The sequence below is a fragment of the Streptomyces sp. NPDC002870 genome (assembly GCF_042888505.1).
Taxonomy (GTDB): Bacteria; Actinomycetota; Actinomycetes; order Streptomycetales; family Streptomycetaceae; genus Streptomyces.
The window spans coordinates 177,296-193,324 of record NZ_JBIAPW010000014.1 but is presented as its reverse complement, the minus strand read 5'-3'; the positions used below and the strand labels follow the sequence as shown (position 1 = coordinate 193,324).

Below are 16,029 nucleotides of genomic sequence, written 5' to 3'. Positions count from 1 at the left end.
GCGCGGCTCACGTCGGGGACAACGCGGGCGGTGTCACCCGCCTCGGCGACAGCCTCGGCAACGACCTCGGCGATGTGGGGCGGTTGGGCGACGACGCACCGGGCGCCGGAGCGGTCGACCGCACGCCGGGCGGCGGAGCCGGCGACAACCTGCCGACGGGCCAGGCCGGCAACAACCTCCCCGGCGGCACGGCAGGCAACAACCTGCCGACCAACAACCTGGACAACACGGCGGGCGGCGCGGGCCGGACCGGCGACAACACCCCCGGAGCCGGAAACACTCCGCCCGGCGGCAACCTCGGCGACAACACCGTCCCGGGCCCCCGCACCGAGCCCCCGGGCACAGGCGGCGGCGGCCGCGACCTCCCGACCGGGGCGGTCGACGAAGGTCTCCCGGCGCGCCCGGAGCCCCCAGGCATGGATGCCCTCGACGACGCTGCCCGCGCGCGTGAGAGCGGCGCCGACAACGCGGGCGCCGACGCGGCCCGCGCCGGCGACGACGCGGCCACGCCTGCCGGGGACCACCCGGCCGGCGGCACCCCGGCCCCGCGCCAGCCCGTGCCGCGTCCCGAGTTCATGCTGGATGGTCCGAATCCTTACGGACCGCGCGGACGGCTCACACTGGAGCAGATCGAAGAGATCCAGGTCTATCGCGCGAACGAAGAGCCGGGCTATCGCGAGAAGTACTACCAAAAGAACGGTCACCGCCTGCGCCTGTCACTGAAGGACGAGAGCGGGTACAGCCCGACCCAGCTCACCCAGATGTCGGAGAACGGCCCGTGGATTCGTGCCAAGGACGCTCCTGAGGCCCCCGAACCCCACTTCCTCGACGACGACTACATCGGTGTGGGCGCGAACACCGTCACGAGTCCGGCCCGGCTCAGAGTGCTTGACGAGGCCGCTCAGACGCGCCACTTCGCCGTGGAGTGGGACAACCTCGTCGAGGCGTGGAAGGCGGAGACCGGCAGGGCCCACGAAGTCCGCGGCACCCCCGACTCTGCCGGGGCGTGGGCAGAGGCCAGGGGGACCTACAAGGAATCCCACACGGAGATGGGCAACGCGACCGAGGCATTCGGTGAGGCGGCAGCCGAGCACCACTTCATCGCCGAGCGTTACCCGGACTTCAAGAAGGAGGATCTCCTCGGCCCGAAGAACGGTAATGACCAGTTCGACCAGGTGTGGAAGCACGACGACGGACGGATTGTCGTCATCGAGGCCAAAAGCAGCCCCGGTACGGATCTCGGCGCGCGTACACTTCCCCCTCCCAGTAGAAGGTCTGTTTCCCAGGGAAGCAGGGAATACTTCCTCGACATTCTCCGGATCATGGAAAAGCGCGGCGAAATGGATCTCGTGGATGATCTACGGAAGGCGCTCAAGGATGGCAAGTTGGAGTACGTCGTCGTCAAAGGTGAGAAGAACGCAGGCACGTACACTGGCTACCAGTACCGGCGGTTCGACATCAGCAAGGGGACTCTTCCGTGACCGTGATTGTTGCCCGGCATGGCGTACCGGGACCCGATGCCGAGCAGTTCGCGGAGCGATTGAGTGAGCGAGTGGCCAGGCGGATCGACGAACTCGAAGAGTCGACAGACATGATCGACTTCGAGTTCAGCACCGCTCTCATGGCACTGCAAGCCCACTGTGTGGCTGACCCGGAAGCGGCGAAGCTGGAGACGTGGGAAGCCACGGTCAACGCGATGCAGTTGGGCTCGGCGCTGTTTGCCGTGACTGGTGCGAGCGAGGGGACCGTGGAGTGCCGTATCAACGGGAGGATGCGGACTGTTCCGGTGATCGGACCCCAGCCGTTCGCCGATGCGGGGAACTGGCTGTCGGCGTTCTGGCTGGCGGTCGTCTGCCGTGAGCAGCAGCGGATGACGCAGCTGTGCGAGATCCCGTTGGAGCGCTTGCGTTCACCGGAGGGTCAGTACGAAGAGTTCATGTACCACTGGGTGGATGTCCTGCAGACGTACTGGCTCCAGCGTCCGGGCCTGGTGGACAAGCTCATCGCGGCAATCGAGGGGTCGAACCCCGAAGTAGCGCGGACCGTTCCGCGCGACCTGCTGCAGGGTGTGCTCTATCCGCCGATCAACCTCTTCTACCACTTCGTGCGCAAGCACGAAGAGGGCTTCAGTCCGGCCCTGGTGGAGGCGCTGAAGCTGCACAAGGCGTACTGGACCCTGAACGAGGAACGGGAAGCCGACATCGACGGCACCATGGCTCTGGGGCCGCTGGCCATGGCGTGCCTGGCCTACGACGGGAAGCTCCCGATCGAGGTCGAGTCCGGTTACCTGCCCAAGTATCTGCTCGAACGTGGTTGGCTCGGCGAGTTCCCCACCTGAGGCGCCCATGACGCTTCCCGACGCTCAACGCGAGTGGCGTGGCGGCGACGTCGACCATGTTCGGTTACGGCTCTGAACAAGGCGGTCCTGCACGGCCGGGATCAACGGCTCGATCCGCGCCCACATCGCATCAGTGATCACTAATCGGGCAGAAGATGGACAGCCGATGTCGCTACTGGTGTCGCGGCCGACACAGGCCCGATCGGCAGCATTTGCCCGATCCCAAGGCGCTCAGCCGCACCCGCTCGATCAGATCCACAACAGAAACCTATGATCAACCATTCCATGAGAGACGTGAAGCGGAAAACGCTATGAAGTCCAAGAACTGGCTGCGTACGGCAGCAATGCGGCTGGGACGCCACGGGTCGACTGAGAGGCCGTGCGGAATGAACAACGGGAAGCCGGATGGGCAGGCGTAGAGGTCTTGGAATGGACGGAGGGGGCGCACCGCAACGCTGTCGGCGTCGCGACGATGCTCGGTGTGGCGCCCGAGCGATATGCGGAAGACCCGTTGGCGCTCCTGCTCAACCTTCAGAATTATGTGGACCGCCTGCCGCTGAGCGAGTTCGAGCAATCGGACTGGATCACTCTCCACACGGATTTGACGTCGTACCTGGGCGACTTGCTGGTGCGTCGCCGCAGTGCTGCCTGGAGGAAGGTCACCGACCAGAGCTCACCGGCCGGCTATCGCTACGTGATTGAGGCCAAGGGTTTGGACGGGAAAATGTATCGTGTAGAGCCCTATGACGTAGTGATGGAGGAATTCGAAAATCTCCCCATTGAAATCGGGCGCATGATTGCGAACGCCGAGGTCGTGCTGCACCTCGTGTCGACGCCTCATGAGTGAGATCTAGGCCGGATTGGGGCATGGGATTTCGCGATCGAGGATCGAAAACCCCTCTCCCATCAAGCGGACGCGGTTCCCTCCGGAGCCAGCGGCAGCCTCACCAGTGTCCCAGACGGTGTTGATCAACAGTTCGGGAACGTCGTCCTTGTAGAAGCGGATCTGGCCGAAGACTCCCTGAGTGCTGGCGTGCCAGACGCGCCGCTCCGCAAGCGACTCCAGCTCGGGCATGACTTCGGCATGTGCCTCTTGACGAACCGTCAGAACTCGTCCGGCGGCTGCCTGGACAAGCTCGTCGACCAGGACCCCGCCGATGCGTACTGCGGCCCCGCGCGCTGCAAGCAAGGGAAACCTGTCGCCCGTCTCACTGGATCGGTCTTCCCCGTTCTCGTCGATCTTGATGCCGAGATGCCATCGCAGATCGGCGACTACGGCGCTCGGTACCGACGCCCGAAGGTTCAAAGCAAGGTCCACCACGTACAGGTTGCTCATCCCCGCAGCCCAACTGGACCTCCACTTCAAGACCCTGCGCTTCGGTCTCGTCCAGGCTGCCGAGAACACCGGCAAGTATGCTGGGGCCGAGCTCAACCACCTCAAGCTCTTCTAAGGGGAATCGCGTTGGTCTCGATCATCCCCCGCCACCCCTTTCCCACGGGGAACGCGGAAGCGGGCCTCGCCGTGCTCCAAAACAACGCACAGGAGCTGATCGACGGGCTGGAGGCACGCTCCACCAGGCTGGGCGATGCCTTGGGCACCACGCTCACCCTGGCCAAGGCGCACTGACTGGTGGACCCGGGAGGGTCGATCTTCCCCACGTGGGATGCCTGGGTGAACGCGATGCAGGTCGGCTCCGCCGTGTTCGCTGCCACGACCACGACCGAGGATCACGTGCAGTGCCGCATTGCGCACAAGGACCGGATACTCCAGGCCACTGGCCCGCAGTGGTATGTGCACCCGAACACCTGGCTCACCGCCTTCTACCTGGCCGTGGTGTGCCGGGAACGGGACAGGATCACGGCCCTGTGCCAGGTGCCGCTGTCCCTGCTTCGCGAGAACGGTTCGCGCTTCGACGAGTTCCAGTACGCCTGGTCGACACCTTCCAGACCTACTGGCTCGGCAGACCCGACCTCGGCCAGAAGCTGGTGGTCGCGGTCGACGGCACGGACCCGGAGTCCGTCACCGACCCGGAGGCGGTGGGCAAGCTGCTGTACCCGCCGATGGAGATGTTCCACCGGATCGTCCGCCAGGACCACGCGGGCTTCAACCGTGCGCTCGCCGCCGCCCTCCAGTGGCACAAGGAGTACTGGAGCGACGAGGAGCGAGCCCTCACCATCCCGAGCCTTGTCGCGCTCGCGCCGCTCGCCATCGCCTGCTTCGCCCACGACGCGGGCATCCCCATCGAGGTCGAGTCGGAGTACCTGCCCGCCACCCTCCTGGGGCGGAACTGGTGCGGCGAGTTCCCCACGTAAGCAGGCAGACCATCGGCGGCGGCCACGATCTCCCGGGCGGTTCACGGGCAATCCGCCGACTGACGAAAATTGGATCCCTTGATGGCTGCGGTAGAACGAATTGATATTGACGACCCCGAAGTCGACATGGATTACGGAGGTCGTTTGCTGTACAGGGGAGAGCTCTTCACCGGAGAGGTTACAGAGTGCACAGGAGACGCTCTCATCAGCTTGGACAACTATGTCGATGGCGTCCAGCACGGAGCCAGTCGTGAATGGTATCCGGACGGCGCTCTTCGCTCCGAAGGGCAGGCGCTGATGGGTCGCCCAGTAGGAACTTCGAAGGAATGGCATCCCAACGGCAAGCTTGCCGCCGAGAAGGTTTTCGCGGAGGACGGACTGACCATGCTGGCGGATCGAGCATGGGATGAGAACGGCTGCTCCACGAAGAACTGGGAAAAGGCGTCCGACTGACCGATCTCGTCTCTGGCGGACCCCAGCTCCCAAAGAAAAAGAGTTCGGCTTCGAGCTCGAGACGGAGAACTTGGTGACGCGGCACGGCGGCCCAGGGCCTGACGATCAGGCGTATGCGCAGTCCCTGGTACGCCATTATTTGCCGTGATCAGAACCGGATGACCGAATTGTGCGAGATTCCGTTGGATACGCTCCGGGCGTCCGGGGTCCAGCACGACGAATACCTCTACCACTGGGTTGCCGCCTTGCAGGCTTACTGGTCACAACGGCAGGGGGACATGGTGGAGGCGCTCACGCTGGCGTTCCAGCAGTCCCACCCCGACGCGGTGCAGATCGCTCCGCGTGACTGGCTTCAGCAGATTTCTTATCCGCCGATCAACCTCTTCTACCGTTTCGTCAAGCGGGACCATGAGGGTTTCAACGCCGCTCTGACGGAAGCGCTTGAGCTTCACAAAGCGTATTGGAGCGAGACAGACGACCGTGCGAATGATGTCAGGGGCCTCTGGGCCATTGGACCGCTGGCGGTGGCGTGTCTGGCCTACGACGGCGACTTCCCCCTCGATGTCGCATCGGACTACCTCCCTATTCAGCTCCTGAACCGAAGCTTGCTGGGCGAGTTCCCCACCCGAGGCACAAGTGACCATCAGCGTTCCCCGTCATGACTTCCCTGCCGAGGCAACTCAGGAGGACATGGCAGCGCTCTTGGAGAGCACCAGTCGGGTACTCGATCGCCTTGAAGGATCAGAGATGTCCCGTTCCCGGGCTCCTGACTGCACCTTGACCGTGGCCATGTCGTGCTGTGCGGGCGATCCGCAGGGGGACGAAGTTTGATTTCCCTCGTTCATCCGGGTGTTGTGGGCTTGAGCTGCGTAGGAGCCCCCTTGAGCCTGCACAACACTCCCATGTCCTACGTGTATTGATCACGAGCGTTGTGCGGTCAGGCGGCCGGCGGTTCGACGTGTGGCGCCAACAGGTCGTCATCTGGGAGAAGTTCGGCGAGCGTCGTCGGCAGGGTCTCAGGGGTTTAGTGTCGGTCTCGCGTCGTGCGTAGGCTGCCGCGCGCTCCAACTCTTCCAGTGGGGGCGCTCGTTGCGGGTGACTGGCTGACGGCCGGAAAGGGGGCCGAGGTTCGCGGTTAACCGACCCAGCCTGGACGCGTCCGATGGCATCAGCCGACATCCTCGGGTCGAATCCGGCCGCTTCCGGCAGCACGGTCCACTTCGCCAGCGACAACACGAATCTGTATGCGGTGGATACGCAGACCGGAACGCAGCGCTGGAAATTCACACCGCCGGGGCCGCGCTCGACTGGAAGGCAGCCCCTCGGCCCCAGTCGCGGTCGCCGGAGCGGTCTTCGTCACCTGCGGCGACGGCTACCTCTACGCCGTACGAGCCTGACGCCCCGCCCCCGACCCCGCCCCAGCGCACGAGCACCTCGGCGAGGCTCAGCCTGCTTGATGTGCGGCGTCGTGGATGGCGTCGGCGTAGAGGCTGAAGAGGCGCGGCCGTGGATGGGTGTCCGTCGCCGTGACTGTTTGGTGCTCGAGGAGCCGGGTCCAGCAGCGGGCCGCCAGGTGGCGGGCGTGTGTGCCGGTCCAGGGCTGAGGGAGGAGCTCGGGTGGGAGGAGGGGGTCGGGTTCCATGGCGCGGGTGAACTCGGCCGCGAGTTCGATGGCGATGGTCAGCCGTTCGGTGTCGGTCGGGCTTGCGGCGGCGTCGAGTTGGTCGAGCCGTGCTTGGGCGAGTACGGCTAGCCGGTCGTAGCGGTCGGCGATCTCAGCCAGGGGCCAGAGTGCGGATGCCAGCTCGGTGGGGGCGCGGTGTTCGCCGATGCGCAGGTCGCCGCTGGTGAGGAAGGTGACGGCATCCAGGATGCCGAGGTGCCGCGCCTGTGCCTCGACGTGTTCCTCGATGGGGTTGGCGCTGACGTACAGGCCGCCCTGCACGGCGGCTGCGCCGAGCTTGAGGAGGGTGTCGCGCAGGATGTCCCGTGCGGCTCTCGCTGACTCCGGGATGGCGAACGCGAAGAGGTGCCAGATGCCGTCCCAGGGGGCCTGGCCGTGGTCCTGTTGGTACGCGTAGCGGACGTAGCCGACGTTCGGCGCAAGGGATCCCGTGACATCGGCAGTGGCACGCAGCAGGGCTTTGCGGCCGCGGCCTTCGTGCGTGAAACCGCCTTCGGCGACGAGTCGTTTGATGCACAGCCGTACTTGCTGATCGCTCATTCCCAGGGTGCCCGCGACGGTGTAGAGCTCGCCGGCGTCGACCGTGCCGTCCTCGCGGACCATGGCATGCACGAGCAGGCGGGTGGGGATCTCGGGGGCGGCTTCGGGCATGGGCCGAGCATAGGCGTGTGGAATGCGCGTCTCCCCGGTGACCACTTCTCCGGTGGTCACCTCCCCGCTCGTCACGGCCGCTCTCCGGCGGGTGGGGCGATGGCGCGGTGCATGGTGGTGACGGCGCCGAACCCCATCAGACGTCGCAGGTAGGGCGTCTGTTCGGTGCGGACCGCGGTGAACCCGTGCCGTTCGTAGAGGGCGCGTGCGCGGGGATTGACGTCGATGACGTCAAGCCGGACCTCGTCGCAGCGATGGTCGGCGGCGACACGGAACGTCTCCCGTAGGAGCAGGCTGCCGATGCCGTTGCCGCGGAAGTCCGCGTCGACTGCGATGCCGTCCATGACGAGCTGCCGTGGTGCCGGGGTTCGTTCGAGCACGGCCAGAAGTGCGAGTCGTGGGACTCCCCTGAACAGGCCATACGTAGTGAGGACATCGGCCACGCCTCCGCCGGTGAGCCCGCGCCCTTCGAGCTGGAAGCCGGCCACTCCCACTACCCGGTCACCCGCGAGTGCCACCACGGCCCGGTCCCGGTGCAGATGCGTCGCGATGAACTGCCTGCCTGTGGCGGGTGGGTTGAGGGCCGCGCCCAGTTTCCGACCGAACGCCTCCCAGTACAGCTCGGCGACGCGTTCCTCGGCTCCGTCCGGCACGCCTCGCTGGACGGATATCGGTACGGGTCCGCCTTCAGCGGTGTTCCTCGCGTCCCGTCTGTACTCCGGTCTGTCCTCCGGCTGGGCCATTCCCAAGGCCTCCTCGCTTCTCGTCCTGCGTCGCGCCTAGCGATGTCGCTATCCACTCTAGTACGTTCGTATTCTAAACGAACGTTTTGTAATCGATAGTTTGGTGGGGCTGTGCGATCGAGACAACGCGGGACTGTGCCCGGGGGCAGGAGTCGCCTGGTGAAAGCGGTGGTCTGGTCCCTGACCGGCCTGCTGCTGGTGACAGCGGGGCTGGGCGCAGTGGTGATCTGGCAGAACTCCTACAACATCCGGGAGGAGCGAGTCACCATCCGGCAGGGTGGAGATGCGCTCGATGGCGTGCTGGCCACGCCGAAGGAGGGACGTGGGCCGTACGGGCTGGTCGTCTTCGTTCACGGGGACGGGCCGGTCGACGCCACCCATGACACCTTCTACCGGCCGCTGTGGGAGTCGTTCGCCAGAGCCGGGTACGCCTCACTGTCCATGAACAAGCCCGGAGTTGGGGGCTCGGCGGGCAACTGGCTGGACCAGAGCATGGAGGACCGGGCCGACGAGACCATGGCTGCCATCTCCTGGGCGCGCAAGCGGCCGGACATCGACAGTCGGCGCATCGGACTGTGGGGCGCGAGCCAGGCGGGATGGGTGCTGCCCAAGGTCGCAGCCCGTACTCCCGGCCTGAAGTTCGTCATCGCCGTATCCCCAGCCGTGAACTGGCAGCAGCAAGGCCGCTACAACCTCCTCGCCCAGCTGCGCGAGGACGGCGCCTCCGCCGAGCAGGTCGATGCGGCGCTCCGGCGGCGGGAGACCACGCTGCAACTGCTGCGCCGTGGCGCGTCGTTCGAGGAGTACCGAACTGAAGTCGGCGACGCCCAGGGCATGACGGCCGACCGGTGGCGGTTCGTCTCGAAGAACTACACCGCCGACGCCACGGCAGACCTGCGGGCGATTCGCGGGACGCCCGTCCTGCTGATCCTGGCCGGTCACGACATCAATGTCGACGTCGCCGACACCGAAACCGTCTACCGCAAGCTGCTCCCCGGCCCCGGCCCCGGCCTGCAGGTCGAGCACTATCCCGACGCCACTCACTCCCTGGTGAAGCACGGCGTTGAGCAATCGGAGGTCAGGGTGACGCTGACGGCTCTCTTCGCGCCCAGGGCGCTGTTCGCGGCCGGGTTCCTCGCCGACCAGCGCCGCTTCCTCCACCACGTCGACGACGACAGCAAGGGAGGGACGGCGTGACCGGCACGACGCCCCCGCCGACGGCCGCACGTGCGGCAGTGCGACGGATCGCGGACATCGACGCGCTGCGCGGCTTCGCACTCTTCGGCATCCTGATGGTCAACATCACCTACCTCGCCTCCGCCTACCATGGCACCGGCCTCGAGGACCCCGGCTTCGACTCAACTGCCGACCGCGCTGTGCGCTTTCTGGTGGCGATGCTGTTCGAGGCCAAGTTCTACCTGCTGTTCTCCTTCTTGTTCGGCTACAGCTTCACCCTGCAATTGAGGTCCGCCGAACGCGGGGGCGTCGCCTTCGTCCCCCGGTTCCTGCGCCGCCTCGCAGCGTTGTTCGCGATCGGCGCCTTCCATGCCGTCGTTCTCTTCCCCGGTGACATCCTCACCACCTACGCCCTGTTGGGCCTGATCCTGCTCATCGCTCGCCACAGCCGACCCCGCACGGCGGTGCGCGTCGCGCTCGTGCTGTTCACGGTCACAGCCGCCGGCTACCTGCTGCTCGGCCTCGCCCAGCACGCCGCGGGCGGTGACGGCATCGACTCGGCCTCCGTGGCAGCCCACGCCGAGCAGGGCACCGGCGCGCTGCGCGGCGGCCCGGGTTCGGTGATCGGGGCGCACATCGATCAGCTGCCGGATGTCGCGTTCATGCTCGCCTTCTTCCAAGCCCCTGCTGCTCTGGCCGCCTTCCTGCTCGGTCTCGCCGCAGGTAAGCACCAGGTCCTCGCCGACGTCACCCGCCACGAACAGGTGCTGCGACGGCTGCAGTTGGCCGGTTTCCCCATCGGGCTGGCCGGTGGCGTGGTCTACGCGCACGCGAGCCTGGAGCATCCGGGCACCGCCTACCAGCTTTTCGCGCTGGGCGCGGATGTGGTGACCGCGCCTCTGCTGGCCGCCGCGTATGCGGCCACCGTGCTGCAGCTGATATCCACCGGTCGAGGCCGGCGCCTCGCCGCCGTCCTGGCTCCGGCGGGCCGGATGACCCTGACCAACTACCTCACCCAGTCACTGGTCTGCGCCCTGCTCTTCACCGGATTCGGTGCCGCCCTGGTGGGCCGCGTGCCACCGCCGCTGGTGGCGGGCATCGCGCTGGCCCTGTTCGCATGCCAGATCGTGGCCGGCCGGTGGTGGCTGCGCCGTCACCCCTACGGTCCTGTCGAGTGGCTGCTGCGAGCGGTGACCAACGCTGCCCGCCCACGCTGGCGTAACCGAGAGCGTGGCTCAGTCTCCCGTGCGGAATCAGCAGCGGCAGGCCCGTGAGGAGGACGCGTCCGCGTCCGGGCGCCCCGCCCGGTACTGAGGTCCACCTGATCGGGGCCGCAATGGCTGGCCGCGGCCCCGATCACGTACAGCAACCGAGCGACGCCGGGCTGACACACGGAAGGGCCGACCGCGTGAGCCGCTCGTTCCGCCACGTCACGGTGGCCCACCCTCCGGGCATACAGAGTCGCCTCGACCTCCGCACAATGGAGTCAGGCAGGCTTGAGCCGTGTCCGGCGTCCCGTCGGCGGACTCGAACAATGCGTGCCGCCGTGGAAGGAGGCAGTCGGTGCCGTCAGATCGGCCGGGGGGCGAGAAGGCTCCCGGCCTGCTCCGGTCCGAGCCCGGGACGCTGCTGGAGCAGGTGCGCATTGCGGTCTTCGGCATCGACGAAGACGACCGGATCTGCTACTGGGGTCCTGGCGCGCAGGACCTCTTCGGGCACGACTCCGCGTCGCTGTTGTCCAAACCCCTCGGCGTCCTCTTTCCGGAACCGCCACGGGGCGCCGCCGGCGCATCGGTCCGGCTGGCGGAGTCAGGCCGCACCTTCGGGTACTGGCGCGGCCGACTGCGGGCACTGCACCGGGACGGCACGGTCTTCGACTGCGGCTTCAGGGTGTTCCCCGTGACCGGCGCCGGGGGGCGTTCGGTGGTCATGGCCCTGGCCAGCCGAAGTGACGAGCTCGATCGGGTGAAGACCAATCTGGCCTTCCTTGATTCGCTCTTCGAGACCTGCCCCATCGGCCTCGTCATGCTCGATGAGGACCTGCGCTACGTCCACCTCAACCAGGCGCTCGCCGATATGGACGGAGTCCCCATCGAGGAGCACCTCGGACGGCGGATGGACGAAATCATGATCACGTCCGACGGAGGTGAGTACGAGCGGGTACTGCGAGGCGTCGCCGAGGAGAGACAACCTGTCGTGGGCGCTCTGGTGGGTGTGCGCACGCCAGGTCACCCGGATCGTGATCAGGTGCGGTCGGTGAGCTTCTTCCCTCTCAGCCGGGCAGTCGGCAGCCGGCCCGGACTGGGCGGGCTGCTGGTGGACGTGACCGACCGGGAGCAGGCCATCAGGGAAGCGACTGCCGGTCGACAGCGGCTGGCTCTGCTGGACCGGGCCGCAGCCTCCATCGGCACCACCCTGGACGTGAACGTCACCGCCCAGGAGCTGGTCGACGCCGCCGTGCCCGACTTCTCGGATGCCTCCGTCGTCGAGGTCGTGGAGTGGATGGACGAGCCTGAGGTGTTCGACCCGGAACGGCCGCTGATCACCCGCCGTATCGCCTCCGGGACCATCCTGCCCCCACCCGCCACCGAACTCGTGAGCGGACTGGAGAGCGTGACATACCCGCCGGGCTCCGCAATCCACCAGATGCTGCGAACGGGCCGCACCGTCTCTGTCCTGGTGGACGACGAGTTCATGACCCGGACCGTCATCCAACAGGCCCGCGCCCAGCTACTGAGAGACAGCGGTCTGGCCTGCATCCTCATCGCCCCGCTCATCGCCCGAGGCACGGTCCAGGGCATCGCCATGTTCGGACGCTCCGCGGCCCGCCCCGCCTTCACCGAGCAGGACCACAGCCTGGCCAGTGAGCTCGCCTCCCGCGCCGCGCTCTGCCTGGACAACGCGCGTCTCTACAGCCGAGTGCATGACATCGCGCTCACCCTCCAGCGCGCGCTGCTGCCCAGCGCCCTGGGGACCAGCCCGTACGTACAGGTCGCCCACCGCTACGTGCCCGGCAGCCACATCACCGAGGTCGGCGGCGACTGGTACGACGTGATCAACCTGTCCGGCGACCGGGTCGCCCTGGTCGTCGGCGACGTGATGGGACACGGGGTGCCGGCCGCCGCGGCCATGGGAAGGCTGCGTATCACCGCCAAGGCACTGGCCAGGCACAAGCAGGAACCGGACGCCCTGCTCGCCGAGCTCGACGCCTGTGCCCAGGAGGCGGGGATCGAGCTGGCGACCTGCCTGTACATCCAGTACGACCCCGCCACCGGGCGCGCCCGCATCGCCAGCGCCGGCCACCCCCCGCCCCTCGTACGCCACCCGGACGGCACGGTCGAGACGATCAGCGACGTCCTGGGGGTTCCCCTTGGAGTCGGCGGCCACCCCTTCAGAACGACCGAGATCGACCTTGCCGACAACGCTGTTCTCGCCCTGTATACGGACGGCCTCATCGAAGCGCGTGGCCGGGACATCGAAGAGGGACTGGACGCGGTGCGCGATGAACTGCGCCGGGATTCGGACGAGTTGGAAGGGACAGCGGACCGCATGCTTTCGAACCTGCTGCCCGGCCCGCCGGACGACGACACGGTGCTGGTACTCGCCCGCGTACGTCGCAGTCCTCCCCGTAGTCCGTAGCCCGTACTTCGCCGCGGTCGCCCCATGAGCGGAATCCGTCCGCAGGGGCGAAAGTGGCATGGGAGCGGCCGGCGGATCGGAGGCTTCCATGAGCGGCCGGGACACGCGGAGCCTGCACTGTCTGGTGACAGGCGCGACGGGGTACATCGGAGGCCGGCTGGTGCCCGACTTGCTGGACGCCGGGTACCGCGTACGGTGCATGGCCCGGTCTCCGGACAAGCTGCGCGATCACCCCTGGGCGGGACGCGCCGAGGTGGTACGCGGGGACGTGACCGACCCGGATTCGGTCGGCGACGCTCTGCGCGGTATCGATGTCGCCTATTACCTCGTGCACGCCCTGCGGGCCGGGGACGACTTCGAGGAAACCGACCGGACGGCCGCCCGTGCCTTCGCCGAGCGTGCCCGCGCCGCGGGCGTACGGCGCATCGTCTACCTGGGCGGGCTGACCCCGGCCGATGTGCCGGAACGCGAACTGTCACCCCATCTGCGCTCCCGCGCCGAGGTCGGCGAGATCTTCCTCCGCTCGGCGGTGCCGGCGACCGTGCTCCGCGCCGCGGTCATCATCGGCTCCGGTTCGGCGTCCTTCGAGATGCTGCGCTACCTGACCGAGCGGCTGCCGGTCATGGTCACCCCGAGCTGGGTCAGTACCCGCATCCAGCCGATCGCCGTCCGGGACGTGCTGCGGTATCTGGTGGGCAGTGCACGGATGCCCGACGAGGTGAACCGCGCGTTCGACATCGGTGGGCCCGACGTCGTGACGTACGAGCAGATGATGCGGCGGTACGCGGTGGTGTCCCGCCTGCCCCACCGCTTCATCCTGCGCGTACCGATGCTGACACCCCGTCTCTCCGGCCTGTGGATCGGCCTGATCACTCCTGTTCCCCCCTCCCTCGCCCGGCCGCTGGCCGAGTCGCTGCGCCACGAGGTCGTCTGCCGCGAGCACGAGATCGCCCAGTACGTACCCGATCCGCCCGGCGCACCGATCGGCTTCGACCAGGCCCTCACCCTGGCCCTTCAGCGCGTACGCGACGCCCAGGTGGCCACCCGCTGGTCCTCCGCCTCGCCGCCCGTCGCTCCGAGCGATCCCCTGCCCTCGGACCCGGACTGGGCCGGAGGCAGCCTCTACAACGACCGGCGCGAGCGTGCTGTCGACGCCTCACCGAGGGCACTGTGGCAGGTCATCGAGGGGATCGGCGGTGACAACGGCTGGTACTCCTTCCCGCTCGCCTGGGCGGTACGGGGCTGGCTCGATCGGCTGGCCGGAGGCGCCGGACTCCGCCGTGGCCGCCGGGACGCCGCACGGCTGCGGGTAGGGGACTCGCTGGACTTCTGGCGCGTGGAGGAGATCGAAGAGGGCCGGCTGCTGCGGTTGCGTGCCGAGATGCGCCTGCCGGGGCTGGCCTGGCTGGAGATGTACGCCGACCGGGACGAGCAGGGCGGGGCGCGCTACCGGCAGCGGGCGCTGTTCCACCCGCACGGTCTGCTCGGGCATGTCTACTGGTGGAGCGTGTCGCCGTTCCATGCGGTCGTGTTCGGCGGCATGGCCCGCAACATCGCGAAGGCGGCGCACCGGGCGGACGCCGCCCATGACGGCCTCGGCGCGAGTCCGGACTGAGCGGTGCATCCGAGCGCAGCCCTCTACGGTCAGCGAGGGCGGGCCGCGGCACAGCGCACGCAGGTGCTGGCGGCCGGGCGTGCCTCCAGGCGTTCCGCCGGGATCGGCTCGCCGCATCCCTCGCACCGCCCGTAGTCGCCTCGCTCCAGCCGTTCCAGCGCCCGGTCCACATCGGCCAGATGGTCGCGCGCCTGTGCCAGCAACGAGGCGACGTGGGCCCGCTCGAAGGCGGTGCTCGACCCCTCCGGGTCGTGCTCGTCGTCGACCGCCACCATGGCATTCGCCGCGACGATCCCGTCGAAGTCACGGCTCAATGCCGCGATCTGGGCGCTCGTGCCGGCACGTTCGGCCGCCAGCCGCTCGCGGACGGGCTCACGCGTGACCGGGGGGAAAGGGGCATCAGCTGAAGAATCGCTCACCAAGACAACAACATCAGCACTCGGGTTCGCATTCCGCGCGCCCCTCGCCCCGCGCCTTGGGTGCCGAGAACCCTGTCCATGACCTGTGACCTGCGGGTTCTCGCGGCTCGGCCCGCGGCCGCCGACTTGGCGTCGCCGCCATCCATCGCGGTGAGTGCGGTGACATCCTCGGCCACCCGGGCAGCCTTGCCTTGGCTGACGGACGCGGCCCGAGGGACGCATCGCCGGGCGCTGTTGCCCACCCCCGTAAGGCAGCGACGCCCAGCGGCTGCGGATCCGGGGGCCGCGAGGAACGGCCCTGAGGCGCATGCGCCAGCGTGGTCGATCCTGCACTTGAGTTGAGACTGTGTCAACTATTGTTGATTGCCTGATGGGCAATCAGTGATGATTCTGCGTCAACTGGGCTTTTTGGTCCGCTTGTTCGCAACGATCGTTTGAATCGGTGCGGTACGAGGATCCACGCTGAGGGCCGGAGAGTTCTATGATCCGGCATATGGCCACCGATCCTCCACGCTCAGAAGCGTCGGCTCTTCGACCTGGCGAAGGTGAGGAGCCGGCGGACTCTCTGGACTTCGCGGCTCGCTTCCGGCGCGTGATCTCGGTGATCTATCCGAAGGATCTGGGCCGTCCCTGGCGCGACTCGGAGATCGCTGAAGGGACCGGTCTGAGCGGCACCTATATCGGGAACCTGCGCAAAGGCACTCAGAAGCCCAGTCTGGAGAACGCGGTGAAGATCGCCAAGTTCTTCGGCATTCCGCTGGACTACTTCAGCGACTCCGCCACCGCCCAGGCCGTCGAGCGGGATTTGCGGAAGATCGAAGCACTACGGGACGCACGGGTGGAACGCATCGCGATGCGGGCGGCCGGCCTGCCCCCTGAGATGCAGGACGCTGCCCTCACCGTTGTGGAACAACTGCGCAAGGCGGTCGGGCTGCCCGACGGCAGCTCAGAGGCGTGACCGGCTACCAGCAAACGCCGTTGGGGCACTGGCGGCAGGC

Annotated in this window: 16 protein-coding genes and 3 pseudogenes; 15 read left to right on the top strand and 4 right to left on the bottom strand. The window is 67.5% G+C overall.

The annotated features are described in order from the left end of the window. From ACFYWY_RS19895 to ACFYWY_RS19885, 3 genes and pseudogenes are all read left to right on the top strand, one after another. A pseudogene (locus tag ACFYWY_RS19895) lies at positions 1-1,481 on the top strand (hypothetical protein); the annotation flags it as partial. Next, positions 1,478-2,338, top strand: a complete 861-nt coding sequence (locus ACFYWY_RS19890) for an immunity 49 family protein (RefSeq protein WP_389188009.1) — start codon at positions 1,478-1,480, stop codon at positions 2,336-2,338. The pseudogene ACFYWY_RS19895 and the gene ACFYWY_RS19890, both read left to right, overlap by 4 nt. A gap of 424 nt (positions 2,339-2,762) precedes the next feature. Then, the gene (locus ACFYWY_RS19885; protein WP_389188006.1) at positions 2,763-3,185 is read left to right on the top strand and encodes a hypothetical protein; all 423 of its coding nucleotides are present in this window, start codon (positions 2,763-2,765) and stop codon (positions 3,183-3,185) included. A gap of 3 nt (positions 3,186-3,188) precedes the next feature. Here the strand turns inward: ACFYWY_RS19885 and ACFYWY_RS19880 are convergent, their stop codons facing one another. Next, the gene (locus ACFYWY_RS19880) at positions 3,189-3,674 is read right to left on the bottom strand and encodes a hypothetical protein (protein WP_389188003.1); all 486 of its coding nucleotides are present in this window, start codon (positions 3,672-3,674) and stop codon (positions 3,189-3,191) included. On the opposite strand from ACFYWY_RS19880, the gene ACFYWY_RS19875 reads away from it, so the two are divergent. The 7 genes and pseudogenes from ACFYWY_RS19875 to ACFYWY_RS19845 all read left to right on the top strand — a co-directional run bounded on the left by ACFYWY_RS19875 (position 3,667) and on the right by ACFYWY_RS19845 (position 6,501). After that, a complete protein-coding gene (locus ACFYWY_RS19875) occupies positions 3,667-3,789 on the top strand; it encodes a hypothetical protein (protein WP_389188000.1) in 123 nt (40 codons plus the stop codon). The two genes, ACFYWY_RS19880 and ACFYWY_RS19875, sit on opposite strands and share 8 nt — an antisense overlap. An 11-nt stretch (positions 3,790-3,800) precedes the next feature. Beyond that, positions 3,801-3,965: a hypothetical protein gene (locus tag ACFYWY_RS19870; RefSeq protein ID WP_389187997.1), complete on the top strand. Its 165-nt coding sequence runs from the start codon at positions 3,801-3,803 to the stop codon at positions 3,963-3,965. 54 nt (positions 3,966-4,019) lie between these two features. Further along, a pseudogene (locus tag ACFYWY_RS19865) lies at positions 4,020-4,651 on the top strand (immunity 49 family protein). 81 nt (positions 4,652-4,732) lie between these two features. Continuing rightward, the gene (locus ACFYWY_RS19860) at positions 4,733-5,104 is read left to right on the top strand and encodes a toxin-antitoxin system YwqK family antitoxin (RefSeq protein WP_389187994.1); all 372 of its coding nucleotides are present in this window, start codon (positions 4,733-4,735) and stop codon (positions 5,102-5,104) included. Positions 5,105-5,217: 113 nt separating this feature from the next. After that, positions 5,218-5,766, top strand: a complete 549-nt coding sequence (locus ACFYWY_RS19855; protein ID WP_389187991.1) for an immunity 49 family protein — start codon at positions 5,218-5,220, stop codon at positions 5,764-5,766. 437 nt (positions 5,767-6,203) lie between these two features. After that, positions 6,204-6,392 (top strand): annotated as a pseudogene (locus ACFYWY_RS19850) (PQQ-binding-like beta-propeller repeat protein); the annotation flags it as partial. Beyond that, positions 6,349-6,501 carry a PQQ-binding-like beta-propeller repeat protein gene (locus tag ACFYWY_RS19845; protein ID WP_389187989.1) on the top strand — a complete coding sequence of 51 codons (153 nt, stop codon included), beginning with the start codon at positions 6,349-6,351 and terminating at the stop codon, positions 6,499-6,501. The pseudogene ACFYWY_RS19850 and the gene ACFYWY_RS19845, both read left to right, overlap by 44 nt. Before the next feature lie 47 nt (positions 6,502-6,548). Here ACFYWY_RS19845 and ACFYWY_RS19840 read toward each other — a convergent pair whose 3' ends face one another. Both ACFYWY_RS19840 and ACFYWY_RS19835 read right to left on the bottom strand, forming a co-directional pair. Next, positions 6,549-7,439: a PaaX family transcriptional regulator C-terminal domain-containing protein gene (locus ACFYWY_RS19840; protein ID WP_389187986.1), complete on the bottom strand. Its 891-nt coding sequence runs from the start codon at positions 7,437-7,439 to the stop codon at positions 6,549-6,551. A 71-nt stretch (positions 7,440-7,510) separates the two neighbouring features. Then, complete coding sequence (locus ACFYWY_RS19835) at positions 7,511-8,182, bottom strand: GNAT family N-acetyltransferase (protein WP_389187983.1); 672 nt, start codon at positions 8,180-8,182, stop codon at positions 7,511-7,513. Positions 8,183-8,341: 159 nt separating this feature from the next. On the opposite strand from ACFYWY_RS19835, the gene ACFYWY_RS19830 reads away from it, so the two are divergent. The 4 genes from ACFYWY_RS19830 to ACFYWY_RS19815 all read left to right on the top strand — a co-directional run bounded on the left by ACFYWY_RS19830 (position 8,342) and on the right by ACFYWY_RS19815 (position 14,612). Next, positions 8,342-9,379 carry an alpha/beta hydrolase family protein gene (locus ACFYWY_RS19830; RefSeq protein WP_389187980.1) on the top strand — a complete coding sequence of 346 codons (1,038 nt, stop codon included), beginning with the start codon at positions 8,342-8,344 and terminating at the stop codon, positions 9,377-9,379. Then, positions 9,376-10,632 carry a DUF418 domain-containing protein gene (locus ACFYWY_RS19825; protein WP_389187977.1) on the top strand — a complete coding sequence of 419 codons (1,257 nt, stop codon included), beginning with the start codon at positions 9,376-9,378 and terminating at the stop codon, positions 10,630-10,632. Before ACFYWY_RS19830 ends, ACFYWY_RS19825 begins: the two co-directional genes overlap by 4 nt. 289 nt (positions 10,633-10,921) lie before the next feature. Next, positions 10,922-12,997 (top strand): SpoIIE family protein phosphatase, encoded by a 2,076-nt coding sequence (locus ACFYWY_RS19820; RefSeq protein WP_389187974.1) that lies wholly within the window; start codon positions 10,922-10,924, stop codon positions 12,995-12,997. 88 nt (positions 12,998-13,085) lie between these two features. Then, the gene (locus ACFYWY_RS19815) at positions 13,086-14,612 is read left to right on the top strand and encodes an SDR family oxidoreductase (RefSeq protein ID WP_389187971.1); all 1,527 of its coding nucleotides are present in this window, start codon (positions 13,086-13,088) and stop codon (positions 14,610-14,612) included. A gap of 29 nt (positions 14,613-14,641) precedes the next feature. Here the strand turns inward: ACFYWY_RS19815 and ACFYWY_RS19810 are convergent, their stop codons facing one another. Further along, the gene (locus ACFYWY_RS19810) at positions 14,642-15,031 is read right to left on the bottom strand and encodes a TraR/DksA family transcriptional regulator (RefSeq protein WP_389187968.1); all 390 of its coding nucleotides are present in this window, start codon (positions 15,029-15,031) and stop codon (positions 14,642-14,644) included. A 493-nt stretch (positions 15,032-15,524) separates the two neighbouring features. On the opposite strand from ACFYWY_RS19810, the gene ACFYWY_RS19805 reads away from it, so the two are divergent. After that, positions 15,525-15,989: a helix-turn-helix domain-containing protein gene (locus ACFYWY_RS19805; protein WP_389187966.1), complete on the top strand. Its 465-nt coding sequence runs from the start codon at positions 15,525-15,527 to the stop codon at positions 15,987-15,989. Positions 15,990-16,029 lie beyond the last annotated feature (40 nt).

Coding starts and splice junctions, on each gene's coding strand:
- ACFYWY_RS19840 (WP_389187986.1), bottom strand. CDS start 7,439: ATGCCCGAAGCCGCCCCCGAGATCCCCACCCGCCTGCTCGTGCATGCC.
- ACFYWY_RS19855 (WP_389187991.1), top strand. CDS start 5,218: ATGCGCAGTCCCTGGTACGCCATTATTTGCCGTGATCAGAACCGGATG.
- ACFYWY_RS19805 (WP_389187966.1), top strand. CDS start 15,525: ATGGCCACCGATCCTCCACGCTCAGAAGCGTCGGCTCTTCGACCTGGC.
- ACFYWY_RS19880 (WP_389188003.1), bottom strand. CDS start 3,674: ATGAGCAACCTGTACGTGGTGGACCTTGCTTTGAACCTTCGGGCGTCG.
- ACFYWY_RS19815 (WP_389187971.1), top strand. CDS start 13,086: ATGAGCGGCCGGGACACGCGGAGCCTGCACTGTCTGGTGACAGGCGCG.
- ACFYWY_RS19860 (WP_389187994.1), top strand. CDS start 4,733: ATGGCTGCGGTAGAACGAATTGATATTGACGACCCCGAAGTCGACATG.
- ACFYWY_RS19835 (WP_389187983.1), bottom strand. CDS start 8,182: ATGGCCCAGCCGGAGGACAGACCGGAGTACAGACGGGACGCGAGGAAC.
- ACFYWY_RS19845 (WP_389187989.1), top strand. CDS start 6,349: ATGCGGTGGATACGCAGACCGGAACGCAGCGCTGGAAATTCACACCGC.